The sequence below is a fragment of the Pseudoalteromonas sp. TB64 genome (assembly GCF_000498095.1).
Classification (GTDB): Bacteria; Pseudomonadota; Gammaproteobacteria; order Enterobacterales; family Alteromonadaceae; genus Pseudoalteromonas.
Genome location: NZ_AUTQ01000152.1, coordinates 58,144 through 84,359, shown reverse-complemented (window position 1 = coordinate 84,359; position 26,216 = coordinate 58,144). Strand labels below are relative to the sequence as shown.

Genomic DNA, 26,216 nt, shown 5'->3' with positions numbered 1-26,216 from the left:
TACTGTTTTATCAATATTTTTCTAAAGAGACAAACGTGAATAATTCAATACAACTTAAATTAGTAGCAACACATTTTTTAACACAGAGAGAAGAAAATCCTGCCGTTTCAGATCTTCCTAAAGAATTAATATTAGACTCTATTGATGATGCATTAGAAGTTCAAAAGCTAATGATTTATTTAAATAATCAAACCGTGTATGGCTGGAAGTGTATGTTGCCATTAGATGATGGGTCGATTATTCTAGCCCCTCTTTTTCATGCTCCTATTGAATCAACAGAGACCTGTAGCCTTTATACAAAAAATAACAAGGCGGTAATTGAGCCAGAAATTGCTTTTATTTTAGATAAAAACCTAGACGGTAATAAAACATACACCAATGAAGACGTGGATGCAGCATTTGGTAAAGCACATCTTGCACTTGAACTTATTCAAAATAGGTTTTCACAGGGGTATGAGGCTACTTATATTGAAAAACTTGCAGATGGATTGTTTAACCAAGGTGTTTACCTTGGTCCAGAAATTAATAAAGCAAAAGCGTATGACTCAAGCACTGTAAATATTGATATAAAACAAGATGAACAAGCACTAAACCTAGCAGGGAAACACCCCGCTGGGCTTGCGCAATCTCCACTTTACTGGGCTATTAATTTTTTGTCTGGCAAAGGGATCGCTTTAAAGGCAGGGCAAGTGTTTATTACAGGGTCTTATTGTGGTGTGGTTGAGCTAAATACAAATGAGCAAACCCATATAGCTTATGAAAACTTAGGTACCTTTAGCGTTAAATTTTTAGCACGTTAGACTTAATAACCTTATTAACACAAAGATTTCTATGTGAGGGCGGTTACATACTGCCTCATGTTAAGGTTAGTAGTTTTAGCTTCGTATTTTAAATCTAAAAGCTTAATTAGCCACACTAAGTAGCACGACCAAACAGATAATAGCTATTTTATTGATAAGTCGTATTTCAAAATAAGTGCATCTATATACCGAGTGCGCAGTGTTTGTTGTTTTTCGTGATCAGCCCCGTGATTTAATGCGCGGTTTAAAAGCTTCATAGCGGGATGGAGGCGAGTACGCTCATCTTGATCTAAGCCGGCTTTAGTTCGTAGTTCTGTAATGTCATCAACAACCAACTTGCCTATATCAACAGCAACTATTTCGTCTATTAAACCATTTTGTGTAAGCACACCGTATTTACTGCATAAAAACTGTTGCCATACTTGTTGTAGATGCTCTTCTATTTCACAACCAAATAACTCTTCGTTAAACTCAAAGCCTTGCTGTGCGAGCTTCGTTAGGCTAGCTGTATATTGCTGTGCAAAATAATTAAACGCGTGGCTTGATGATTCTATTTTTTGTTTTAAAAGTCCTTGCCCCCAATTAACACAACCCCGTGGGTAGTAGTCGTCATACTCTTCGCATTCATACAAACCTGAATATGAACTACAGCTAAGTTGGCTTTTAATACAGTAACTTGGCTTGGGGAATATACTTTGATCTTGCCAATGTTGTAGCGTATCTACATCAATACTTAATGCTTGGCATAGTTCATCAGTGTGATAGAAGTGAGTTGTTAAGTAGTGAGATAAACGCATAAAGGCTCGCCTAATATTAAAAATACAAACACTGTTTATATGTACAGTTGTTTATTTTGTATTATCAATAACCTTAATACAAGTTATTTTATTGATAAATACGTCCTTACACCTCCAAATAGGTCTAAAAATATGGTACAAATAGCGCAAGTTTTATAAAGAATGATTTTTTATGCGCACCCTAGAACAAATTAAGCAAGCAAGCCTTATTACAGCAATTAAAACACCTTACTTAGCAAATGGTGAAATAGACCTCGCAACGTATGATCATCTTGTTGAGTTACAAATAACAGCAGGAGTTGACGGTATTGTTGTAGGTGGCACAACAGGTGAAGGCCAGTTAATGAACTGGGAAGAGCATTTAATGCTTATTGCGCATACTGCCAACAAATATAGCGATAAGCTAATTATAGTTGGTAATACAGGCAGTAATAATACCCGTGAAGCGATTAAAGCGACTAAATATGGTTTTGCTAGTGGTATGGATGCAGCACTGCAAATTAACCCATACTACGGACGTACGTCTATTGCGGGTGTAAAAGAGCACTTTAAGCGTGTGCTTGATATTGGACCTGCTTTTATCTACAACGTAGCAGGGCGCACAGGGCAAGATTTAACACCTGATATTATTGAGCCATTAGCAAAGCATGAGCACTTTATTGGCGTTAAAGAATGTGGCGGGAATGAACGTATTGCCCATTATGAACAACAAGGTATTGCGTGTTGGTCGGGTAATGACGATGAAAGTCACGATGCACGCCATACGTACAAAGCGCACGGTGTTATTTCAGTTACTTCTAACTTAATACCAGGATTATTCCGTGAATTAATGGATACGCCAAACAATAAGTTAAACACATCGTTACAACCACTAATGAACTGGTTATTCTGTGAGCCTAACCCGATTGCTATTAATACAGCGTTGATGATGACAGGTGCAGTAAACCCAGTATTTAGATTGCCGTATTTACCACTTAGCAATGAGCAGCAAAAAGTAGGTTTGCCATTAATAAATCAGCTTAATCAAAGTGATGTAGTCGGTGGTAAAGCAAGTTGTATAGATATAGAAAATATAGCCTTACTTTCTTAATTATTAAGTAATTGATTTACTCTATTTATTAAAAGTCACCCAAAAGTGACTTTTATATTTTAAGCGATAGCTGAAAGTAACATTTTACTTAGTTTTGCTTCTTCTTCAGCAACTTGTTCAAGTTTTTTTGCAATATCGCCTAAGCTAATATCACCTCGCTTTTTACAATACTTTACGGCATCCATTGCAAATTCGCGCCATAAATCACCCACTAAAGTAGTGTGCTCAGCGCATTTGTTAAGTGCAGGTATCTGGCATATATCGGCTGCTTGCTCTAAAAAACTAGCATACATAAATCGAAAACCAGCTCCACCAGTGCCTATCTCTTCTTGCATACGTACAATGTGCGCTAAATAAAGACGAGCATACTTAGGTGTTTTTTTATCAAGCTGTCGTATTTGTTTTGCCATATGACGAATGCCTTTGAGACCAAAGTAAGGCAGTATTAATCCATTCATCATTTTTGCTGTTTTTTTGATTGCGGGCTTAATTACTTCATTAAGCTCAATATGCGATGGTGTGCTACGAATAACGTACATTAATCCTTTTGCTGCAAGTGCACCTTTTGCAAAACGTGCATTTTTTAAATCTTCTGCAGCACACGTTACCGGATACTCAAAAACGGGGTCGCTGATAAGATATTCGCCCTGAGAGTTTTTTCCGTAAACAATTAAGTTATGTGCATTAAAGTGAAAGCGCATGTCTTCAGGGAAGTAAGGGAGCCAATATACCGAGCTTTGTAAACCAACTAAGTTACCTTTAGCTAGTTCGTCATCGAGAGCTTGCATCCCATCTTGTGCATTTGAAAACTTACGCGTTTCTAATTCAATATCTAATTTTTTACATACCTTTTTAATAATTGTTTTGGGGGGCATGCGATAAGCAATTAATGGCATTCCACTAATTTTTACAAAAGGTAAGTAAGCAAAAGTAAGTGCTGAAGCAAGACCAAAAGCCATTGGCTCGCTCATATCAATGCCTTTACTTTGTAAAAGCGTGGCAACTACACCCGTTTCACAATGTGAAGATTGTAGGTGGTTAATAGGTAAAATAATGTCAGGCATGAAGGATTCGTTATTGTGTGGGCAGTGAGAATAAAGCGTCACGACTAATTTTTAGTGTATCGCAATAGCGGCTAATTTTTTTATCAGATAGCGTTAAAAAAATAGCAGGGCGTAAATGACGGTTAATTTGCCATTGAAAAAAGCCACTGGCAGCAGCAAGGGTCGCCACATCAAAGCGCCTAGCTAGCATATGATAACCAAGCGAAGAAATTAACCCCGAATGCGCATCTGATAGAGCTTGGCTAGTTTGTTCGTTTAAATCATTTACCGCTAGCTGGGTTGCAAAGTTTTCGACTTCCCAGCCAGATGATTTAACACCATGATAATGACCGCTGTCGTCTACCGCGTAAAGTAACTTGTTTTGACCTTGATAGCTTTTGCTATTATCTTGAGGTACTTCATCTTTTTTCATAATGGGCTCTAAACTATTGGCTTACGACACTTAATTGCATAAATGCACTTGAAAAACGGCCGCTCTCAGGTACATAACATAATAGTTTTTGACCATTCATTAATTTTCCAGATTTGAAAAGCTCATCAAGCATAATAAAAATAGACGCAGAGCCTGTGTTGCCTTTTTCTGTCAAGTTAGTAAACCATTTGTCGTAAGGGATTTGAAAGTCGATATTATTTAGCCCTTCAAATAAACGTTCGCGAAAGTAACCTGATGAATAATGTGGTAAAAAGAAATCATAATCACAGGCTTTTATCGCGCGTTTTTTTATTATTTTACTGAGGGCATCTTCAACCGTAAATTTGACGATGTTTTCGTTAAGTAGTTTTACATCTTGCTTAACAGAAAGTATGGATTGTTGTTCACGTTTTTTAGAATCGAAACGGGTCCAGCTTTTTAGTTCTCCATCTATCTTTTCTGCCCCAGCATACATACAAGCTTCAAGTTTATCTGCATAAGAAACAATATCAATCCAATCAATACGAAGTGATACACCAGTAGGGTTAGCTTGATTACTTAATAATGCTGCGCCAGCACCGTCAGATAGCATCCAACGAAGGAAGTCTTTTTCAAAAGCAATTTCAGGTTTTTGATTGAGCATATCAACTTTATAATCGCTTTCGGCGACAAAGTTTCTTGAATGCATTACATTAGATGCAAGCTCACTGGCAACAACAGCACTGTGCTCACTTTCACCAGCTTTAACATTTAAGTAAGCATATTTAAGAGCCGTCATTCCACACAAGCAAATACCTGCTGTTGATATAACTTCAAGGCTCGGGTTTTTAAGCTCTCCATGGACCATTACACCGTGATTAGGCATGATCTGATCTGCCATAGAGGTACTCGCTACCAAAGAATCTAGTTGCTCTAATTGGGTACCCTCACTAGTAAATAAGCCTCTTACGGCTTCAGCTGCTAGTGATGCATTTGTGTAATTATATTCGCCAGTTTTCGGATCGATAGCGTAGTAACGGTTTTTTATTTGGTTACTGCGTAAAATAACAGGTTTAGCGCGCGAACGTTGCCCTCCAACTTCACCTAATACAACTTCCATTTCTTTATTACTAACAGGACTATTTGGTAAAACAGCATGTAAGTTATTTATGTATACAGCATTTTCCATAACGTAAAACTACTCTCCAGAAGGCTCAGCAAAATAGGCTTTTTGCTTTGCAATCTTTTTTCTTGTTAAAGGGGCAATTAATTTTTTTATTATTGCTGTAATTGGCACCACAGTAATAATTAAGGTGAGCAAAAATAGCACATAGATTATAAGCCCACAACTTCGACGCTTTGAGTGCATAGGTCCCAAAGCTGTTAGGATTTTACTCCAAATCTTAAAACTGTGTTGACCAACACGTTCACTGGCAATAAATCTCTCATTTACTTTAACTGCTCCTAATCCTTTTAATACAGAATGTTGAAGTTGTTGGGTATTAGGTAGATTATTAATTGATTTTTTAATTGCGATACCAAAGCGGCTAGCATCGATAATTTCTTTCTCAGCGATACCCGCTGCAGGCACCCACGACACAGGCTTTTTCTTTCCTGTAAACATCCAAAGTGGTGTTGCTAAAAAGCTAAAGCCAGTGCCACATTCGTCACTAAGTACCACGTTATCGATTAGGTTAGCATTTACATTTTTAAGTAGCTGTTTCATTTTTTCTTGTGCGCTTAACCACATACCACGACAACCAATAACGGTAATAACGGGTTTATTATTGAGTAGTTTATTTGCTTGTGGCGACTGCATAAATGATGAAACAGGAAGCGATGGAGATAAAAACCATACTTGATACGTTAAAATAATTAAGTCGTAATCGCTATGATCAGGCTCAACAACTTTCATTGGTTGTGGCGTCATTTTTACGCATTCAGGAAAAATATGAAAAAAGGTTAAAAAAGGCCAAGGAAATGGGTATTCTTTTTCAGGTTTTAAATTAAGGTAATCTACCGTAATTTCATCATCATTTTGCAGTGGTTTTACAATTGAATCTGCAATTTTGGTGAGTTGACCAGTTTGAGAATAATGAATAACGAGTACTTTGTGCATCCTTTTACCTTTTCTAACTTCCTAATAGTCGGCTATTATACCCAATATAAAAACTCAAACCACACTAAATTGGATGATTAACTGATGTATAAAATAGTTATTTTCGCTTTTACTGTACTATTTAGTTTTAAATTATTTGCTGTAGAGCAAGGCTATTCTCTTGATGTCTCGTTCGCCAAGTTTAGGCAAGTTGAAGGTCAATCACACTTTCAAGTTCTTGATTGTAGTAACACAGCTCTAGCATGGGACGATTTACCAGAGGTTCGAGCACAAAATTTTACAGTAACCAGTTACGAGCATAAAGTAACGATTAAAGAGTTACCTGAGGGTCATTATTGTTTACGTTTTTTTCAAGATCTAAATGCAAACGGTATACTTGATGTGTCGTCGAGTTCTATTCCTAAAGAACCTGTTGGGTTTTCGAATAACCCTAACTTAATGATGGGTTTGCCATCACCTGAAAATAGTATGTTTGATTTTACAAGTAGCAAAGCTATTAAAGTAAATGTTAATTATAAAAAACGCCGTTGAATTACGGCGTTATTAATTCATAAAACATGTTATTTGAGTTGCTTCTCAATTGCAGCTAAATCAATATCACCCGCTTTGTAATATGGACCATTACCGTCAACATCATCAGGGCAATGCTTTCGTACTGCTCGAATAGGGCTATTTTCTTCAGCTTCTTCAATTAGTGTTTTATAACGTCCGGTTGTGTCGGTTGCTAAACCTTTACACACCCATGCTAGAGTATCGAACTTGTGTTGCTCGCTAGTTTTATAATTTTGAGAAAAATATTCCGCAAGCGTGTCGCCTATTTTGTTAGAAGGTATGCCTGAAGATGTGTACTTTTGCGCAAGCAACTTAATTTCAGTTAGGTTTCCGCTAGCTATATCAAACAATATTTTATCGTCACCTTTAAGCGATGGGATATTTGATTGAGGGGCATTTTTTTGTAAGTTTGATAAATCTACAGACCCAATTACAAATTGCTCAGTACTATCAGAAGGTAAGCGCTTTAATGATTTTTTTGCATATTTACGGATTTTTTTATGTGCATCGCTATTAACTATAGTAGAGAGTAAATCTCGGTAACGCGCATTTCCTGTCTCACCTAAAGCTCGACACGCCCATGCCATTGTATCTAATTGATAATCAGCCGCAGCTAAGTAGTTTTTAGCCAGGTATTGGGCTAATACATCTAACACTTCAGGGTTACTGTTGTTGCTAGATACTATAGACTGAGCAGCTTGTTTTACTTGATTAATATTGCCTGAAATCAATCGGTCATAATCGATCTGCTCACTTGTTGTTAATGCAAATGCAGAACTTGATAATGCAGCTAAACTCAGGCCCACTAATAATGGCTTTAATGAAAACATAACGATTCCTTGTATAGAGGGAGTAAAAAAGAGTAATACTATATTGTTAATTTTTTAAATATAGCGCTCTGTATTTGAAAGTTAATTAGTATAATAAACTTGTTAACTATCATAGCCATCACTTTGCTACACAACAAGATTTATTATTTATTTGTTTGTAAATCAAACTGTTTCTATCGTTAATGTTAAAATATTGCAGTAAATTTTGCAGTCATAATTAAAGCTTGTTACTCTAGCGCGGTTTTGAGCCACTTTGTGTTGTTTTTATGCTATATAGCCATTTATTTACGCCTTATCAGTTAGGTTCCACTACACTAAATAATCGTGTGGTAATGGGCTCTATGCACACAAATTTAGAAGAGTTACCTCAGGGGTTTGAGCGTTTAGCCGCTTTTTATGGTGAACGTGCCAGCGCAGGTGTTGGTTTGATTATTACCGGTGGTATCTCTCCAAACCAAGAAGGGATATTAGCGCCTAATCGCAGTGTTTTAGATTCTATGGATGGCGTTGAACAACATAAGCTAATTACTAAGGCTGTAAAAAAACACGATACAAAAATTTGTATGCAAATATTGCATGCGGGGCGTTATGGTTATCATTCTAAGCAAGTTGCCCCATCAGCTATTCAAGCATCTATAAGCCCTTATACTCCAGCAGAATTAACCCACCGACAAATAGAAAAACAAATAGATGACTTTGTGCAATGCGCCAAACTTGCTAAAGAAGCAGGGTACGATGGTGTCGAAATTATGGGCTCTGAAGGGTACTTAATAAATCAATTCATTGTGAAAGCGACTAACCATCGAGATGACCAATGGGGCGGATGTTATAAAAATCGTATTCGCTTAGCCGTTAGTATTGTAAAACAAGTTCGCGTAACTCTAGGAAGCGACTTTATTGTAATATTTCGTTTGTCGTTGCTTGATTTAGTCGCAGACGGCAGTACTTTTGATGAAGTATTACAGTTGGCGCGTGAGCTCGAACATGCCGGTGTTGATATGCTTAATTCAGGCATTGGTTGGCACGAGTCGCGTATTCCGACTATTGCAACGAGTGTCCCAAGAGCGTTTTTTTCATCCTTAAGTCAACGGCTAAAAGCAGCAGTAACAGTGCCTGTTATTACAAGTAACAGAATTAACACTCCTGAGGTTGCAGAACAATTACTGATTGACAAGCATGCAGACTTTATTTCAATGGCACGGCCTTTTTTAGCCGATAGTCAGTTTGTAGCAAAAGCGAAAGCGGGTAACTCTGATCAAATTAATACATGCATTGGTTGTAATCAGGCTTGTTTAGATAATATTTTTATTAACTTACCAGCCACGTGTATTGTTAATCCTCAAGCTTGTAATGAAACACTAATGCCCGTTACTAAAGCTAATAAGGTAAAACAAGTTGCTATAGTGGGTGGTGGCGCTGCAGGAATGGCTTGTGCTATTTATGCAGCAGAACGAGGTCATCGAGTTACTTTATTTGAAAGCGCATTAGAGCTAGGCGGGCAATTATTACTTGCCGCCAATGTACCTGGAAAAGAAGAGTTTAAAGAAACGCTACGTTATTTTAAAAGCCGTTTAAAAAATCTAAATGTAATAGTTAACTTAAATATATCAGTCAATATAGCGGCTTTAACTCTTTTTGATCACTGCGTCATTGCTACTGGTGTCACAGGTTTAACCCCTGAAATAAAAGGCGTTGAATTACCAAATGTAATTAGTTATGAAACAGTGCTTAGCGCTAAAGTAAAGCTTGGCGAAAAAGTTGCAATAATTGGTGCTGGTGGAATCGGTTTTGATGTCGCCGCTTACATAGTTGCAATGAAAAATCGGTGTTTGAATATGACCCCCTCAAACGCACGTTTTAGTGAGCAATGGGGTATTGACTTGAGCGTCGGCAATGCTGGTGGTATAAAAGAAAAACCTGCCAAATCAACAATATCAAATGAAGTGTATTTGCTGCAACGTAAACTGCGAAAGCATGGTGCAGATTTAGGGAAAACGACAGGCTGGATACACCGAGAGCATTTAAAACAGCAGGGAGTAAAAATGCTTGCTGCTGTGAATTATCAAAAAATAGATGAACAAGGTTTGCATTTAAGTATACGTAACCGAGAACGAGTATTAAATGTGGATCATGTTGTAATTTGTAGTGGTCAGCAGTCAGTGTTGCCAGAGTATCATCAGCAACTAAACAGTTTAATGCCAGTTAGCTATATAGGTGGTGCGTTAAACTCTGAAAAGTTAGATTTACAAAGAGCGATTGGCGATGCTTTTTCTGTTGCACAAGGTTTATAGTTGGTTACGCAGTTCACTATTACTATAATTAAAAATATAAAGGAATAATTAATGTTACAGGGAAAGGTATGACGCAGTTAATGCCTATTATGTTGGCGCTAAAACAAGTGAGCTTTGGCTATAAAGCAAATATGCCATTGAGTGTTGATAATATATCACTCAATCTTGTTCAAGGTAGTTGCACTGCAATTTTAGGTCCTAATGGAGCTGGAAAATCAACATTAATTTCATTAATGAGTGGTCTTTTAACTGCTCAAACAGGTCAAATTAGTTACCCTTTTTACTCACAGTACACGACCAAAAAAGCTATCGCGCAAAAAGTTGCTTTGGTACCGCAAGATTTTGCCTTTTATCATGAGCTTAGCGTGCACGATAATTTAGCTTTTTTTGTGTCCATAAGTGAAAAAAATCGCAGTTTACATTCAAACCATATTAAATCGGCTATACGTGCATGCGGGCTTGATGATGTTATTAATAAAATGGCGGGTTCTTTATCTGGTGGATATAAGCGTCGCTTAAATATTGCAATTGCCTTGAGTAAACAGCCAGACATTATATTTTTAGATGAGCCAACGGTAGGCATAGATCCATTATCGCGTGATGCAATAATTAATTTATTATTGGATTTAAAACAACAAGGTAAAACCTTGGTTTATACCTCTCATTTATTACATGAAGTTGAATTGCTATGCGATGAAGTTGTGTTTTTAAATAATGGTAAAGTCGTAGCAAATGAACTTTTAAATATTCAAAAACCATCTTTAAACTTCACTACCGTTAAGCCACTATCGGCTACTCNCCATTTTAGAAAATGGCGGGCATCAATTAAAAGTGAATAATAGCGAGCAGTTAGCATCAGCTTTTACAGTGCTTGCTAATTTAAGTCATGATATTAAAACACTGACATTTACAAATAGCCATATAGAGCAACTGTATCGAGACTTATTTTCGGAGTCATCATGTTAATCCATACGGTAAAAAAAGAAGCCAGATTAATTATAAATGACTTACACAGCTTAGCTGTATTATTACTCATGCCTATTGTATTTATGGTTATTATGACGATGGCAAGCAGTCAGTCGCAAAAAAATATACAAGCTAACCTTACTCTCAGTGTAATCGGGCAAGAGAATAGTGCGCATAGCAATATTTTAATCGCACTTTTAATTGCACAGGGTTTTACTATAGATAAAAATAATTCCGATAACAGATTAACAGTAGAGCCCGGTGTAGATAAACAAATTTTAATGCGCCAAGGTAATAACCAGTTACGGTTAGATATAAGTGACGAACTCGCGCCGCAAACGCGATTACTAATGACAGAGAAAGTCAAAGCAAGCTTGTCTCAATTAAAGCTCTATTTGTATATGCTTGATACAGGTGATTTATCTCAGGATTTGTCGTTAGCTGAGCAAATTAATCAAGTTGTTGCATCATCTGATGTAAGTTATTTATTAAAAAAGCCGCTAGCTAAAGCATTACACAACCCAGCGTTGAACAGTATTCCTGCCTGGTGGGTATTTGGTATTTATTTTATTGTTTTGCCTATTTCGCTCACTTTTATTAATGAGCGTAATAATGGCACTTTGGTTAGATTAAAAACGTATCCAATTAGTATGGCTCGCTATTTTTATAACAAAGCGTGTGCTTATGTAATTGTAAGTCTTATACAAGGTTGTTTACTTGCGATTATTGGTTGTATTGTAATTCCCTATTTTTTGAATGTACCTTTGCTACCGCTGCATGGTTTATTGCTTAGTATATTTACATTTATAACAGTTAGTTTTACTGCGATTGCCTTTGCTTTATTATTAGCAAGTATGGTGTCGAGTTATGAGCAAGCTATTGTTGTCGGTGGTGGAGTAAATATAATTTTAGCTGCGTTAAGTGGCTTTATGGTGCCGCTTGAAATTATGCCAGATAATTTAGCTGCGCTGGCAAATGGGTCACCAATGTTTTGGTCAGCTCAACTATTACGACAACTGATGAGCAAATCAGTTGATCACACTTTTTGGCAATATACAGCATCGCTTTGGGGTTTTTCATTGTTATGCTTTGTTGCTGCACTATATATATTTAATAAAAAAATGAGGAATTTGACATGGAATTAGCCGAATTAAAACTACAGTTAAAACAATTAATTATTACTGAATGTGATAAAGAAGATGATTTTGAGCCCGCTGATATTATTGACTCAGAGCTATTGTTTGGAAGTAAATCACGCATCAACTTAGACTCGTTAGATGCTTTACAACTCTCATTAGTATTAAAACAGAACTTTGGTATTAAAGTTGAAGGCTCTAAAGAAACGCGTAAACATTTACAGTCTATAGATACAATTGCCGACTTTATTATTCAAGAGCGTGCTAAATAATGAATAAACGGGATGTATATTTAAATGCCAGCGAGGTGCTATCGGCACCATTAAGTAATAAAATAAGTAGTGTTGTTAACACTATTGAAAATGAGAGTGTGGCATTTAAATCATTCCGAGAAGAAATAAATTGTAGCGATTTTACGAGTATTTTAAGTTATTTTGATGCTGTTCTATATCCTCTTTTTAAAAAGTTGAATTTATCAGCTAGTGATTTAGCAAAAACTAATTTGTTTTTAGGATCTACTTCTTTAGATATCAGTGCTGTGAAAGTAGGGGATGAAGATAAGCTATGGCTATCTAAAACAGATAAAATTAGCCAAGCGTTAGTAAAACGCTACGGTTTAAATGAATTGGAATTTACCTTTAGTACAGCATGTACAGCAAGTGCTAATGCATGCTTGTATGCTTCGCGTTTAATAAGTACCGGAAAAATTGAACATGCACTGGTTATAGGTTGCGAATTTTATAACCCTTTAACCGTTGAAGGCTTTAAATCATTAGATTTAATTAGTAAAACAGAATTAATTGCATTTGCTAAAGGTCGTTCTGGTTTAATTTTAGGGGAGGGAGTTGCAGCCCTTTATTTATCATCTATCCCTACTGCGCAATGTACTCTCAAAATGCTGGGTGGTGCATCGTCATGCGATACTTATAGTTTAACAATGACTCAGGAAGACGGAAGTCATATTGCACAAGTTATTAATGATTGTTTATTACAGGCAAATATCCAAAGTGATAATATAGATCTAATTAAAGTGCATGGTACCGCCACGCTTGGGAATGATGAAGCAGAGTGCAATGCTTTAACTGCATTATTTAATACATCAGAAATAACTCAGAGTCCTCCTCCTATTATTGCTTTCAAACCTTTTACAGGGCACACGTTAGGCGCATGTGGTGCAATTGAAATTGCATTATTTGCTGATTGTTTAAGTAAAAAATCGTACACCCCGCCAGATTATATAAGTAACAATAACGATTTAATGTGGCCTTTTTATAAAGGAAATGATTTTTCACAAGTGAACACTGTATTATTTAATTACTTTGGTTTTGGCGGTAATAATGCGGCTTTGGTTTTTCAGCGTTATAGGGGTACTGAATGAAAGAAGTCGGCAGTAGTTATTTAAGTTTTGAAAAAAAGCTAGATGTAAAAAGCTTAAGGCAACTCGTAAAACAAGAAACAGGTTTACAGGTTCGTAGAATGGACTCTTTTACATTAATTGCGTTACTTGCAGTATACCGTGCTAAAGGAAATATTGAGCTCAGTGAAAATAGTGGTTTATATAGTTGCGCCGATTACTTTTCAAGTGATTCAATGCAATCGATGTTAATTGATGTGGACCAAAGTAATCCTATAAAACCATTAAGTTTTGTTGCAAGTGTTGGCAATGCTGCAAATTATTATATAGCCAATACCTATGCGATTGATGGCCCAAATGTTTTTATAGGCAGCAGTAAGCAAGCAATAGGAAAAAATGAGTTGCTAGCTGAAACCGACATGAGCTTAGGGTTGATTGAATGTGCTATTTTACTAGTTTGGCAAGAAGATGAAAACCAACGGGAATGTTGGGCGAAAATAATCAAAAATGATGGTTTTTTCGGCGAACGTGGTGTTATATGAGAGTTTTCCTTGAATCAAAACAAGTGCGACTGTAGAATCTAGCCTCTTTTTGTCACCACTGCTGTAATAGGGATTATTACATTGAAATTTATTATCAAAAAATGCATCGCTTGGGGCGACGGGAAAACAAATTTTGAGGATTGGCAATCATTCTCAAACGGAACAATAGTAAACCCACAAACGTTAACGCTTCCTGAATTAAAACAGATACCTGCAATGCAGCGAAGACGTTTAAGTGCATTTGCTAAACTGACACTTCACTGTGCTTTAGAGGCAAGTGAAGCATTTCAGCATGACATCCCTAGTGTATTTTCTTCTCGCCATGGCGACCTACACAAAACAACTAAATTAATTGCAGATGTTGCAAGTAAAGATACGCTCTCTCCAACTAACTTTGCATTATCGGTTCATAATGCTGTGGGTGGTTTATTTAGTATTTATGCTGGAAATAAAGCTCCACTTTGCGCTATGTCCGCCGGCGAGGATAGTTTTTTTATGGGATTAGTAGATGCTGTAGCAAAGCTAAAAACTCGTGGCTATGAGCGTATTTTATATGTATATAGTGACCAAGCTGTACCTGAACATTACCAACCTTATGTACAACAAAAACCTGACAATATAGCAGTAGGGTTGCTTATTGAACCGTGTGAAAGTAGCAACGGTTTTGAGTTAAAATGCACTGGTCATCATCAAGTAAAAGAAAGCGAAACACCTAATTTACAAGCTCTTGATTTTTTAAAGTTTTATTTTTCAAAAAATAATAAGTTAGAAATAAATTCAAAAAGATATCAATGGCAACTATCGCGCTAATGAAAACTCAATTGATAAAAGCATACCGTATTATTGCAACAGGCAGTGCCTTTGCACTGTTTAGTACTGGTGGTTTGGCATTATCTGTTATTATTTTTTCAATTCAACGACTTATTTATCGTGATATAAATAAACGAAATCAAGCTGCGCGTACTGCTGTGCATTATTCATTTAAATTTTTTGTTGGTTATATGCGCCTAGTTGGCATATTACGCTTGGATATAGATAAGCTCGATGCAATAAAACGGGCGAAAGGGCAGTTAATAATAGCTAATCATCCATCTTTAATTGATGTTGTTGTTCTTATTTCTATTGTGCGCCATGCAGACTGTGTTGTTAAAGCTGATCTATGGAAAAACCCTTTTCTAAAAGGTGTAGTTAAAGCCACTGGTTATATCAATAATGATGCTGAGCCAGATTACTTTTTAGGGCAATGCAAAAAAAGCTTTGCAAGTGGAAACAACCTTATAGTGTTCCCTGAAGGAACTCGAAGTATACCAGGTAAACCTTGGCATTTTAAACGAGGGGCAGGCAACATTGCGCTTCGAACTCAAGTCGATATTTTACCAATCTTAATTGACGTAAACCCAATAACATTAACCAAAGGACAAAAGTGGTATCAGGTAACTGATCGCCGTTTTACCTTTAAGATGCGTGTTTTACCACCTTATTTGATTGCGCCTTATATACAAGACGACCAGATAACTAATTCGGTACGCAAACTAACACGCGATTTACAAGCTTATCTTAACGAGGAAAAATTAAAATATGAGTGACTTAAGCACTGAAGTTAAACAACTAATTATAGAAACTTTAGATTTAGAAGATATTGAAGCCGCAGACATTAATGATGATGAAGCACTTTTTGTTGATGGTTTAGGCTTAGATTCAATTGATGCACTTGAGTTGGGTGTCGCAATTAAAAAAGCATACGATGTGAAAATTGATGGAAATACCGATGATAGTAAAAAGCATTTTTACTCGGTTAAAACTTTATGTGATTTTATAGCTGCAACAAAGGCGTAACTTACTGCGTTTTTTAAAGCGATACAGTGTTTGGATATATATATATGAATAATGAAAACATGAAAAATGGCGACCAAATTTTTGCTATGCTTAGCGATATTTTACAGGAATATTTTGAAATAGAGCCTGAGGATATTACCCGCACAGCCAGTTTATATGAAGATTTAGATCTTGATAGTATTGATGCCGTAGATTTGGTTGTAAAATTACGCGAACAAACAGGTAAAAAAATAGAACCTGATGACTTTAAACAAGTTCGTACTGTACAAGATGTAATTGATGCAATTGAAAAGCTAATGGTTGTTGAGGCTTAATGAAAAAGGCGTTGTTAGCTGGGTTGTTATTAACTTATCCTTTTGCGGTATATTTTGGCTTACAGTACAGCGAACCGGTAATTATTGGTGGTGTTTTTGTTGCCGTTTTACTGCTAAGGCATTGGTTGGTTAAAGACAGTAAAGCAACAATTCCTCATTTAAAAATTATGACTGCATGCGGGTGTGGGTTATTACTTTTTGCTACTTTTGCAAATTCAGCATTAGCGTTAAAGTTTTACCCTGTTGTTATTAGCTGCTGCTTTTTAGCTGTGTTTGCTTATTCACTATATAGACCCCCAAGTGTAATTGAAATTATTGCAGGCAAATTTGAAACCCTAGATGAACATGGAAAGCGTTACACACGATCAGTAACTAAAGTGTGGTGTGTGTTTTTTATATTGAATGGTTTTATTGCGACTGTAACTGTATTTCACCCAAATCCAAAAGTATGGCTTACCTATAATGGCTTGATTTCGTATCTGCTGATGGGGTTATTAATGATCATAGAATTGATTGTAAGAAAATGGCAAAAGGCAAAAAATAAATCGAATGAAGTGGCCAAATAATAATAACTATTTTTATGGTGAGAACCATGACTTTACAACTTGGCGTGAGCAGGTTAACGGGCACGCTAAAAAGTTTTCTAAGCACCCTGAAATTACGTGGTTGCTTTTTGATGCTGATAGCTACCAGTTTAGCGTATTGTTTTTTGCTTTATTAGTGGCAAAAAAGTCAATTGTTTTGCCCCAAAATGGACAACCTGCCCAGCTCACGCAATGCTTAAGCCATGCCGATGCATTTTGTGGTGATGCTAGTTTATCATCTGCTGACATCACATTTACACCAGATTTAATAAGTAGCACTACAGCTGAGCTTGATATTGATGAGCTTACACGTATTCGCTTTTTTACGTCGGGTTCGAGTGGACAACCTAAAGCGGTAGATAAAACGTTTAAGCAATTAGTTTTAGAACTTGATGTACTTGAAGAACAATTTGGCGGGCAAATTGTAAATACGACTTTGGTTGCTACTGTGTCGCATCAACACATTTATGGATTGTTATTTAAAGTACTTTTGCCTCTATACTCTGGTCGAAATGTTTGTTTTAGTAGCTTTGAATACCCAGAGCATTTACTTTCGTTTATTGAAAATACAGCTAAAAGTGATATTACCTTAATTAGTAGCCCAGCTTACTATCATCGATTGGTTCAAGATAACGTATTAGTATCTGTTAAAGATAAATTACGCTGCTGTTTTTCATCTGGTGGACCACTACAATCAGTTGCTGCTAATTTACTAAGCGAGCAATTTGGTTATGCACCGGTTGAAGTGCTTGGAAGTACTGAAACTGGCGGAATAGCTTGGCGTCAACAAAGTGAGTCTATAATCTGGCAAGCATTTACGCCTATAAAAATAAAAACGGATGACTTACAAAGACTTATTATCTCATCGCCTTATGTTGATCAGCGTCAGTGGTATCAAACAGATGATAGAGCGCAATTAACCAACAGCAATCAGTTTTCGTTATTAGGTCGAGCAGATCGCATTGTTAAAATTGAAGAAAAACGTTGTTCATTAGATGAGATAACACAAAAGATAAATCAATACACTTTGGTTAACGAATGCTATGTATTACTTCTTGAAAGTGAGCAGCAAAACAAACGAAGTGAAATTGCCGCAGTATTAGTGCTAACCCAAGAGGGTGAAGCTGTATTAGCAGAGCACGGTAAATTTAAGTTTTCACAGGCTCTTAAGAGTCATTTAAAAGTATTTTTTGAACCTTTAGTGATACCACGTAAGTTTCGTTATTTGTCGGCATTGCCTTATAACACGCAAGGTAAACTCGAAAAAATGCAATTGGAGAAAATGTTTGACTGATTTTGTATATAAACCTATTTGTGAAGTAATAGAACAAAGCCCTGAACATGTGCTTTTGCGTTTGAAAATACCAGAAAATCTATTTTATTTTCAAGGTCACTTTGCGCTAGCACCAATTTTACCCGGTGTAGCTCAACTTGATTGGGTGATGCATTATTTGACTAAATATTTGAATGTAGATTGCCAAAAAGCAATTTCAGTTGATGCATTAAAATTTCAGATTATAGTTAAACCAAATTACGAAGTAGATTTATTATTAAAACAAATTAAAAATACTAAATTTAGCTTTAGTTACAGCTCAGAGCACGGGCAGCATGCATCAGGAAAAGTAGTGCTAAATGATGAATAAGAGTGCTTTATAATGTCGAGTAAATATGGATTTGTCATCCCAAATTACAATCACGATTTAGTGATTCACGATACGATATCTGCTTTAGTTGATTTTAATCTACCTATTATATTGGTTGATGATGGAAGCAACGAACAAACACAAAATGTGCTTGAAAAAATAGATGCAGAGTTTGCTTTGGTTACATTGGTACGTCGCATTGAAAATGGTGGCAAAGGAGCCGCTGTACAAACGGGTCTTGTTCATGCGCATCAAGCAGGTTGGAGTCATGCAATTCAAATTGATGCTGATGGTCAACACGACTTAAACGATGTAGACCAACTTGTTGCACGCTCTAAGCTTTACCCTAAAGCATTAGTGAGTGGGCAACCTATCTACGATGAGTCAATATCAAAAGGACGTTATTATGGACGTTTTATTACTCATTTTTGGGTTTATATAGAAACGTTATCGTTTGCATTAAAGGACACTATGTGTGGCTTTCGTGTATATCCGTTAGATGCTTATATAACGCTTATAAATAGTACTCGTTTGGGCAATAAAATGGATTTTGATATAGAGGTAATGGTAAAGCTTTATTGGCAAGGTACGCCTGTTGAATTTATCAAAACTAAAGTTCATTACCCAGAGAATGGAGTATCACACTTTAATGTGTGGGACGATAACGTGTTAATTTCAAAAATGCATACGAGACTCTTTTTTGGCATGTTGTGGCGTTTACCACGTTTAATTGTAAACAAATTTAAATAGAGGGATTTATTGCGTGTCAGAGCAAAAAAAAGCACCACATAACGACGTTGATAAACCATTTCATTGGTCACAATTAAAAGAACGCGGTTCTATGCTGGGTATCGAAGTATTGGTATTTATATACAAGGTATTTGGTAAGTGGCTGTTTAAAATAGTTTTAACACCAGTTATGTTTTATTTTTACGTTACAGGTCGTTTATCTCGTCAAGCTATTTGGCATTATTTAGATAATCTTAATGTCAGTATGGGTGAGGATAAACGCACTGGTTGGGCGCGATTTAAACAAGGTTTTAAGTTGTACTTCTCGTTTGGTATGGCAATTTTAGATAAATTTGATGCTTGGCTTGGTAAAGTAAATATTAAAGATTTAGAAATTGCTACACCAGAAGGTTATCAGCAATTACTAGAGGCTAAAGGCGCTGTTATTTTTAGTGCTCATTTAGGTAATATGGAAATTTGTCGTGCTATTTTTAGCATGGGAGATAACAAACGACCGCTTAACGTAATTACTTATAATGAGCATACACCTTCATTTAATAATTTTTTAAAGAAAGTTAACCAAGATGCGGCCATTAATTTTATTCATATCAATAACTTTGGTCCAGATGATACAATTAAATTAAAGCAAAAGTTAGACGACGGTGAAGCCGTAATTATTTTTGCTGACCGTACATCGGTTAATAACCCAAATAGTGTACATCATGTGCCGTTTTTAGGAGAAGATGCTCCGTTTGCGGTAGGTCCATTTGCTCTTGCAAATATTATGGAATGCCCTGTATTTTTAATGTTTTGTATTAATGAGCAAGGACGTTATAAAACGTACATTGAAAAATTTGCAGACCCTATAAAGGTTAAACGTAAAGAGCGTCAAGCGTATTTTCAGTCAATGGCTACTAAGTTCGCACAACGACTCGAGTTTTATTGTAAAAAAGCGCCGTATCAATGGTACAATTTTTTTAATTTTTGGCCAAAAGCCACAGACAAAGATTCAAAGCCTAGCTAAATATCTGGAGAAGTAGTAAATGGAAAGTAATACATCAAGTCACCTATTATTTGGTGCAGGCCGTTTAACAATTGAAGACATTATCAGCGTTGTAAAAGATAAGCGCGGAGTTGCGCTTTCTGGTGATAGTCACTTTGCAAAAAAAATTGATTCTGCCGTCGCTTTTTTAGATAAGCTATTAGCTGAAGAAGGTCATATATACGGCGTAACAACCGGTTACGGTGATTCATGCACCGTTGAAATTCCTTTAGCACTCGTTAATGAGTTGCCAATACACCTAACGCGTTTTCATGGTTGTGGCTTGGGTGATTTTTTTACGCCAGAGCAAGGTAAGCTTATTTTAGCAAGTCGCTTGGCGTCTTTGTCACAAGGTTATTCTGGTGTAAGTTGGGATTTACTTAAATTATTAGTTGAGATGATCAACCGCGATATTATTCCTGTCATTCCACAAGAAGGATCGGTAGGCGCAAGTGGTGATTTAACACCTCTGTCATATGTTGCTGGTAGCTTAATTGGTGAACGTGATACGTATTATAAAGATCAAGTTGTTAATTCATTAGAGGCATTTTCTGCTGAGGGTTTAAAAGCAATTACGTTACGCCCTAAAGAGGGGTTGGCTATTATGAATGGCACCGCCGNGTTATGACGGCGCTAGCATGTCAGGCATTCGACCGCTCTGAGTACGCAAGTCGTTTAATGACGCGTATAACTGCACTTGCAAGTATTGCGCTCAAAGGTAATAGCAATCACTTTGATGATATTTTATTTAGTGTTAAGCCACACGTCGGTCAGCAAAATGTTGCTAAACGTATTCAGCATGACTTAAACCATGTTGAGCACCCACGTAATTCAGACCGCTTACAAGATCGCTACTCTATTCGATGTGCTCCGCACGTTATAGGTGTGCTTGAAGATAGCCTACCGTGGTTAAGAAATATGATTGAAAATGAACTTAACAGTGCTAATGATAATCCTATTATTGATGGTATTGGCGAGCATGTTTTACATGGCGGTCATTTTTACGGTGGGCATATTGCAATGGCAATGGACTCGATGAAAAACTGTGTGGCAAATTTAGCTGACTTAGCAGATCGACAAATTGCGACGATGGTTGATGTTAAAATGAATAATGGTTTGCCATCTAATTTAAGTGCAGCTTCAAGTGAACGTCACTTTATTAACCATGGTTTTAAAGCTATTCAGATTGGCTGTTCTGCCTGGACTGCTGAAGCACTTAAATTAACGATGCCAGCCAGTGTATTTTCACGCTCTACAGAGTGTCATAATCAAGATAAAGTGAGTATGGGGACCATTGCTGCACGCGACTGTTTACGTATTTTACAATTAACAGAACAGGTACTTGCCGCAACGTTACTTGCTGCTGTGCAAGGTGTTCGAATTCGTATTTTAAATAATGAAATTGATGCTTCTGCGTTAAACCCTGAAATTACTGCAATGATTGATGATGTAGCAAGTTTCTTTGATTTATTAGAAGAAGATCGCCCAACAGATATGATATTACGTCAGACGATTGAGTATATTCAAACTCAACGCTGGGCACTTTATCAAACTAGCTAAAGGTAAATAATGAAAAAATCCAAAGCAATTGTTAGTGCCTCCATAGATATGGTGGTGCCATTTTATGATTTAGACCCAATGCGAATTGTGTGGCATGGTAACTATGTAAAATACATAGAAGATGCCCGTTGCGCATTGCTAGATAAAATTGGTTATAACTATAATGCGATGGAAGAGTCAGGCTTTATGTGGCCGATTGTTGATATGCGATTAAAGTATGTTGCATCGGCTGTATTTGGATCTCGTATACGTATTCACGCCTCTTTGGTTGAATTTGAGATGCGGATTAAAATAGATTACCGGATAGAATGCCTTGATACGGATAAGGTTTTGACTAAAGCTTATACGATACAAGTTGCGATGGACTTACATACTCAAGAACTCCAATTTGAATCGCCAAGTATATTTACCGATAAAGTGATGGTTTATGTTGAATAAACTGGCTTTAGTACTTTTATTTTTTTTAAGTACACACGCTGCAGCTAATGACTTTAGTCGCTTTAAAGTAGCGCAGGGTAAAGGGCAGTTTAGCCAAGCTAAACATTTTACATTTTTAAAGCGGGCGATTAAATCGCAAGGTGAATTTGTTATTTATGATCAACATGTTTACTGGCACACCATATCACCGGTTAGCAGTGAAATGCTGTTACTGCCTAGTGGGATTTATCGTCGCTTAGAAACATCAAAAGAATATGAAACGCTTACTCAAGATAAGCAAATAAATAGTTTACTTGCAAAGCTCCTTAGTGGGCAAATTAATGAAAGTGATTGGAACATAACCGCTTTAGACAATGAACGTTGTTATAACTTAATACCAAAACTTAAAGACGTTGCTGCATTATTTACCAATGTTAACTTGTGTGCACTTGATGAAAGTCAACGCAGTATAGTATTAACAGACCAGCAGAATAATAAAACAGAGATAATGATGGTATTTACCAGCAAGGAGCTGACTCAAAATGACATGGATGTCGTTAAACTCACGCACTAAGTTACTCCTTTGGGGTTTACAACTACTTATTTTACTCGCTGGTTTAAGTTATTTATGGCTATTTAAGCCTTTTGCTATTGTGGCAGATATTAACCAGATATTTACGGTGGAACAAAGTGAGGATGTGCGATTAGTGAGTGATAAAGTTGAGCAGCAACTGTTGCGTCAACACGTCATGCTTGTTGGTCATAAAAAGCGTAGCAACGCGATAAAGTACGCAGAGCAAGCTGCATTTGCGCTAAGGGATATTAATGGTATTGAAGTTAATATTCATTTTGGAGCACTTCCAGAACTGCAATCTGTAGTTAAGGATTACCTACCTTATAAATATGCATTTCTGAGTGAAAAGTATAAACAGCTATTACAAAACAAAAATTCAGATGCTGTGTTTAATTATCAATTTAGTTTATTAAATGAAATGGGGTCGCCGTGGGTGGCAGCAACATTAGCTTCTGATCCTAATTTGGGTTTAGCTGATTTTTTTAATCAACAATACGCCCCCTCAATGAAGCTTAAAAACTACCAAGGTTATCTTATTGCTCAAGATGAGATAAAAAACGGTCGTTCTGACGATAAAATTTACTATGTGCTTATTAATTTTGTTAGTTCTGATACTGGCTTAGATTTAAATATAGCCAAAGACATAGCTGCAAAAGTTAACGATATAAAAAGACAAAATGACGAAAAAAAATCCGGTGTACATTATCTTGTTACCGGAGCCGCATTTTTTACCGCTGACGCAAGTATGACGGCTCAGAACGAGATGACTGTATTTGGCAGTATTTCCATTATTGCTACTTTATTGTTGATTTTGGTTGTTTATAGAAGCACGTTAAGTATTTTTTGTACGTTATTTGTCATCTCTATAAGTATGCTTTACGGTTATAGTGCATTACGTTTATTTTTTACTGAAGTAAATATATTAACGTTGGTATTTGCAGTTACATTAATTGGTATTGCTGCTGATTATAGTTTTCATGCATTGAGCGAATTACGCTTTAGTAAAGTTGACAGGTTTAACCCCTTACTCAGTATTCGTTCGTCACTTTTATTGGGTTTTATTACGACAACAGTCGGTTATTTAATTTTAGTATTTACACCTTTAGTATTATTTAAGCAAATTGCCGTATTTACTATGGCTGGTTTATTAGGGGCTTTGCTTACGGTATTACTTGTTTACCCAAGTATTGTTGGTTTTATTGTAAAAAAACCAAGCGTAATTCCTCACTTTGTTACTCAACTTAATAATTGGCAAAAAGCACTCCTTAAAAAACGCTTAAACTATTGGTGGCAGGCTGGTTTTTTAGTTATAGCGATAGTAGCTTTAAGTATGGTTAATAATGTTGATGATCCGCGTACGTTTTATAAAAGCTCAGCTAGCTTAGTGACTCAACAACAGAAAATTTCAGAAATATTAAATGCACAATGGGACAGCCCATATATTTTAGTGGCGGGGGATTCTTCTCAGCAAACATTGGAACGCTCTGAACAATTAGCTGAAGACTTAAGCCAACTAAAGCAAAATAATGCCTTTTCCAAATATTCAAGTATCAGCCAGTGGTTGCCTTCAATTGCTATGCAGAAAAAGTCGCAAGCGTTAATGTTGCAAGCCGAAAATGACGGTTTGTTTAATCAATTAAAAGCTTTATTAGAATTATCAGAAACGCAAAATAATACAGAACTAAGCCAGTTAAATTTTCGGACGTGGCAAAAAAGTCAAATATCCCACTTATTTACAGATCAATGGGTCGAAATTAATAATCGTTATTACAGTATTATTAAGTTGCAAGGTATTAACGATCCAAAGATGCTCGAAAGGACCTTAAATAACTACAAAGATGTTTTTTTTGTTGATAAAGTATTAGCTGTAAGTGAGCAGGTAGGTTTGTTTAGGCATCATTTGGTTTTAATTTATATTTTTGCACTTGGTGCTGCAATGCTTGTTTTTTGGCTACGGTACGGATTGCTTAATGCGTTTATTGCCGTAAGCCGACCGGCAATTGCTATGGTAATAGCACTTGTTATTAGTGCATGGTTTTTTGACAGCTTAAGTGTGTTTAATTATGTAGCGGGGATACTCATTTTGGCATTGGGTTTAGACTACTGCGTATTTTATGCTGAGCATGGTCTTTGTGAAAAAATAACATTAACCACGCTCATCTCAGCTTTAAGTTCTTTATTTGTATTTGCAATTTTAATTGTTAGCTCAACACCCGCAGTGAGCCAATTTGGTTTCACTGTATTTATAGGTGTTGTTATGGTGTTCATTATGGCCCCGCGCCTTACTCTTGTATCGAAAAGGAATATTTAATGATATCAACTGATTTTGATGTAACTATAATTGGTGCTGGTCCGTCAGGAACAGTTGCTGCGTGTTTATTAATGCAGCATGGTTTAAGTGTATGTTTAGTAGAGCGAGATGAGTTTCCTCGTTTTTCTATTGGTGAGAGCTTATTACCACAATCAATGGACTACTTACGCCAAGCAAATATGCTCGATACCTTATTTGAAAATGCTGAAAAACTGGGTTTCCAATTTAAAAACGGCGCTGCATTTTACCGAAGTGGTCATCATACGAATTTTAATTTTGAAGAAAAATTTAGTGAAGGTCCTGGCACAACGTATCAAGTAAAACGAGCTGAGTTTGATAATTTATTAGCTCAAGAAGCAATTAATCAAGGAGCTGAAATTCGCTTTGGGAACCGTGTTACAAACTTCACAACTAACGAAAATGGTACGTGCATTGACATTACTAATTTAAAAACGGAGCAACAAAGTAAAATAACAGCCCGCTTCACTTTAGATGGTAGTGGATTTGGTCGAGTTCTTCCTCGTTTATTAGATTTAGAAGAAGCGAGTGAGTTATCACCTCGTAAAGCCGTATTTACACATTTTAAAGATAATATAGATTGTCCTAAATTTGATCGTAATAAAATACTTATTACAGTTCACCCAGATATTCCTGACGTGTGGTATTGGCTTATCCCATTTAGTGACAGTACGGTGAGCGTAGGCGTTGTGGGTGAAACCGCACAGATAGAAAATCCAGATATGAGCCTTGAGCAAATATTACTTAAGTTTATTAATGAAGATGATAACTTATCATCATTGTTAGCTGATGCTGAAATAATTGCTCCTGTTCGCACTATTGGCGGTTACTCAGCAAATGTAAAACAGTTACATGGTGATAAATTTGCGTTATTGGGCAATGCAGGTGAATTTTTAGATCCCGTATTTTCTTCTGGGGTAACAATTGCACTTCGTTCTGCGGTACAGGCATCTGAACTTGTGGTTAAACAATTACAAGGTGAGACTGTTGATTGGAAAAATGAATATGAAATACCACTGCGTGAAGGGATCACTGTATTCAAATACTTTGTGAACTCTTGGTATGATACGAGTTTACAATCAGTTATCTTTTTTGCAGATGGTCAGCCTGATGTAAAAGCAATGGTCTGCTCCATTTTAGCGGGTTATGCATGGGATAAAAAAAATCCGTTCGTTAAAAACACTAAACGAGGTCTCAATATTTTAGAAAAAATATGTGACTCTGAAATGGCTGATAACGATGCTGCTGTTGTATAA

28 protein-coding genes and 1 pseudogene are annotated in these 26,216 nt (G+C 36.4%); 23 read left to right on the top strand and 6 right to left on the bottom strand.

What is annotated here, in order from left to right:
- Positions 1–35: 35 nt before the first annotated feature.
- Positions 36–800, top strand: coding sequence for a 2-keto-4-pentenoate hydratase (locus L647_RS0112640; RefSeq protein WP_024611416.1), 765 nt, complete (start codon positions 36–38; stop codon positions 798–800).
- Between the two features lie 143 nt (positions 801–943).
- Here the strand turns inward: L647_RS0112640 and L647_RS0112635 are convergent, their stop codons facing one another.
- A complete protein-coding gene (locus L647_RS0112635; RefSeq protein WP_024611415.1) occupies positions 944–1,597 on the bottom strand; it encodes a DUF6058 family natural product biosynthesis protein in 654 nt (217 codons plus the stop codon).
- 172 nt (positions 1,598–1,769) lie between these two features.
- On the opposite strand from L647_RS0112635, the gene dapA reads away from it, so the two are divergent.
- Positions 1,770–2,687, top strand: coding sequence for a 4-hydroxy-tetrahydrodipicolinate synthase (gene dapA, locus L647_RS0112630; RefSeq protein WP_024611414.1), 918 nt, complete (start codon positions 1,770–1,772; stop codon positions 2,685–2,687).
- Between the two features lie 59 nt (positions 2,688–2,746).
- Here the strand turns inward: dapA and L647_RS0112625 are convergent, their stop codons facing one another.
- From L647_RS0112625 to L647_RS0112610, 4 genes are read right to left on the bottom strand one after another with little or no spacing between them, the layout of a single operon-like run.
- Positions 2,747–3,751: a BtrH N-terminal domain-containing protein gene (locus L647_RS0112625; RefSeq protein WP_024611413.1), complete on the bottom strand. Its 1,005-nt coding sequence runs from the start codon at positions 3,749–3,751 to the stop codon at positions 2,747–2,749.
- Positions 3,752–3,761: 10 nt separating this feature from the next.
- Positions 3,762–4,163, bottom strand: a complete 402-nt coding sequence (locus tag L647_RS0112620; protein WP_024611412.1) for a hypothetical protein — start codon at positions 4,161–4,163, stop codon at positions 3,762–3,764.
- A 13-nt stretch (positions 4,164–4,176) separates the two neighbouring features.
- Entirely contained in the window at positions 4,177–5,331 is a 1,155-nt protein-coding gene (locus tag L647_RS0112615; RefSeq protein ID WP_024611411.1) for a beta-ketoacyl-ACP synthase III, read from the bottom strand.
- Positions 5,332–5,340: 9 nt separating this feature from the next.
- Positions 5,341–6,261, bottom strand: coding sequence for a hypothetical protein (locus L647_RS0112610; RefSeq protein WP_024611410.1), 921 nt, complete (start codon positions 6,259–6,261; stop codon positions 5,341–5,343).
- Between the two features lie 84 nt (positions 6,262–6,345).
- On the opposite strand from L647_RS0112610, the gene L647_RS01000000124160 reads away from it, so the two are divergent.
- A complete protein-coding gene (locus tag L647_RS01000000124160) occupies positions 6,346–6,792 on the top strand; it encodes a DUF2141 domain-containing protein (protein WP_024611409.1) in 447 nt (148 codons plus the stop codon).
- 29 nt (positions 6,793–6,821) lie between these two features.
- Here the strand turns inward: L647_RS01000000124160 and L647_RS0112600 are convergent, their stop codons facing one another.
- A complete protein-coding gene (locus tag L647_RS0112600; RefSeq protein WP_024611408.1) occupies positions 6,822–7,643 on the bottom strand; it encodes a HEAT repeat domain-containing protein in 822 nt (273 codons plus the stop codon).
- A 266-nt stretch (positions 7,644–7,909) separates the two neighbouring features.
- Here L647_RS0112600 and L647_RS0112595 point away from each other — a divergent pair, with 266 nt between their 5' ends.
- The 20 genes and pseudogenes from L647_RS0112595 to L647_RS0112495 all read left to right on the top strand — a co-directional run bounded on the left by L647_RS0112595 (position 7,910) and on the right by L647_RS0112495 (position 26,216).
- Positions 7,910–9,934, top strand: coding sequence for an NADPH-dependent 2,4-dienoyl-CoA reductase (locus L647_RS0112595; RefSeq protein WP_024611407.1), 2,025 nt, complete (start codon positions 7,910–7,912; stop codon positions 9,932–9,934).
- 68 nt (positions 9,935–10,002) lie between these two features.
- On the top strand, positions 10,003–10,773 hold the full coding sequence (locus L647_RS0112590) for an ABC transporter ATP-binding protein (RefSeq protein ID WP_050581985.1): 771 nt from the start codon (positions 10,003–10,005) through the stop codon (positions 10,771–10,773).
- Positions 10,774–10,893: 120 nt separating this feature from the next.
- Positions 10,894–12,045, top strand: coding sequence for an ABC transporter permease (locus L647_RS0112580; protein ID WP_024611405.1), 1,152 nt, complete (start codon positions 10,894–10,896; stop codon positions 12,043–12,045).
- Complete coding sequence (locus L647_RS0112575; protein ID WP_010553044.1) at positions 12,036–12,308, top strand: acyl carrier protein; 273 nt, start codon at positions 12,036–12,038, stop codon at positions 12,306–12,308. Before L647_RS0112580 ends, L647_RS0112575 begins: the two co-directional genes overlap by 10 nt.
- Complete coding sequence (locus L647_RS0112570; protein WP_024611404.1) at positions 12,308–13,414, top strand: beta-ketoacyl synthase N-terminal-like domain-containing protein; 1,107 nt, start codon at positions 12,308–12,310, stop codon at positions 13,412–13,414. Before L647_RS0112575 ends, L647_RS0112570 begins: the two co-directional genes overlap by 1 nt.
- The gene (locus tag L647_RS0112565) at positions 13,411–13,932 is read left to right on the top strand and encodes a hypothetical protein (protein ID WP_024611403.1); all 522 of its coding nucleotides are present in this window, start codon (positions 13,411–13,413) and stop codon (positions 13,930–13,932) included. The genes L647_RS0112570 and L647_RS0112565 overlap by 4 nt, the downstream gene beginning before the upstream one ends.
- Positions 13,933–14,013: 81 nt before the next feature.
- Complete coding sequence (locus tag L647_RS1000000124995) at positions 14,014–14,742, top strand: beta-ketoacyl synthase chain length factor (protein ID WP_024611402.1); 729 nt, start codon at positions 14,014–14,016, stop codon at positions 14,740–14,742.
- Positions 14,724–15,518, top strand: a complete 795-nt coding sequence (locus tag L647_RS0112555; protein WP_024611401.1) for a lysophospholipid acyltransferase family protein — start codon at positions 14,724–14,726, stop codon at positions 15,516–15,518. The genes L647_RS1000000124995 and L647_RS0112555 overlap by 19 nt, the downstream gene beginning before the upstream one ends.
- The gene (locus L647_RS0112550; protein WP_024611400.1) at positions 15,511–15,768 is read left to right on the top strand and encodes a phosphopantetheine-binding protein; all 258 of its coding nucleotides are present in this window, start codon (positions 15,511–15,513) and stop codon (positions 15,766–15,768) included. Before L647_RS0112555 ends, L647_RS0112550 begins: the two co-directional genes overlap by 8 nt.
- Before the next feature lie 59 nt (positions 15,769–15,827).
- Positions 15,828–16,082, top strand: a complete 255-nt coding sequence (locus tag L647_RS0112545) for an acyl carrier protein (protein ID WP_024611399.1) — start codon at positions 15,828–15,830, stop codon at positions 16,080–16,082.
- Positions 16,082–16,648, top strand: a complete 567-nt coding sequence (locus L647_RS0112540; protein WP_010553037.1) for a hypothetical protein — start codon at positions 16,082–16,084, stop codon at positions 16,646–16,648. The genes L647_RS0112545 and L647_RS0112540 overlap by 1 nt, the downstream gene beginning before the upstream one ends.
- A complete protein-coding gene (locus L647_RS0112535; RefSeq protein WP_024611398.1) occupies positions 16,632–17,960 on the top strand; it encodes an AMP-binding protein in 1,329 nt (442 codons plus the stop codon). The genes L647_RS0112540 and L647_RS0112535 overlap by 17 nt, the downstream gene beginning before the upstream one ends.
- Positions 17,953–18,309 carry an acyl-CoA synthetase gene (locus L647_RS0112530; RefSeq protein WP_024611397.1) on the top strand — a complete coding sequence of 119 codons (357 nt, stop codon included), beginning with the start codon at positions 17,953–17,955 and terminating at the stop codon, positions 18,307–18,309. The genes L647_RS0112535 and L647_RS0112530 overlap by 8 nt, the downstream gene beginning before the upstream one ends.
- A 12-nt stretch (positions 18,310–18,321) precedes the next feature.
- Entirely contained in the window at positions 18,322–19,059 is a 738-nt protein-coding gene (locus tag L647_RS0112525; RefSeq protein WP_024611396.1) for a glycosyltransferase family 2 protein, read from the top strand.
- Between the two features lie 13 nt (positions 19,060–19,072).
- Positions 19,073–20,062: a family 2 glycosyl transferase gene (locus L647_RS0112520; RefSeq protein WP_010553033.1), complete on the top strand. Its 990-nt coding sequence runs from the start codon at positions 19,073–19,075 to the stop codon at positions 20,060–20,062.
- A 19-nt stretch (positions 20,063–20,081) separates the two neighbouring features.
- Positions 20,082–21,640 (top strand): annotated as a pseudogene (locus L647_RS01000000124155) (aromatic amino acid ammonia-lyase).
- Positions 21,641–21,649: 9 nt separating this feature from the next.
- Positions 21,650–22,078, top strand: a complete 429-nt coding sequence (locus L647_RS0112510) for an acyl-CoA thioesterase (RefSeq protein ID WP_024611395.1) — start codon at positions 21,650–21,652, stop codon at positions 22,076–22,078.
- Positions 22,068–22,631, top strand: coding sequence for a hypothetical protein (locus tag L647_RS0112505; RefSeq protein WP_024611394.1), 564 nt, complete (start codon positions 22,068–22,070; stop codon positions 22,629–22,631). Before L647_RS0112510 ends, L647_RS0112505 begins: the two co-directional genes overlap by 11 nt.
- Complete coding sequence (locus tag L647_RS0112500; protein WP_139015442.1) at positions 22,600–24,942, top strand: MMPL family transporter; 2,343 nt, start codon at positions 22,600–22,602, stop codon at positions 24,940–24,942. Before L647_RS0112505 ends, L647_RS0112500 begins: the two co-directional genes overlap by 32 nt.
- Positions 24,942–26,216: an NAD(P)/FAD-dependent oxidoreductase gene (locus L647_RS0112495; protein WP_024611392.1), complete on the top strand. Its 1,275-nt coding sequence runs from the start codon at positions 24,942–24,944 to the stop codon at positions 26,214–26,216. The genes L647_RS0112500 and L647_RS0112495 overlap by 1 nt, the downstream gene beginning before the upstream one ends.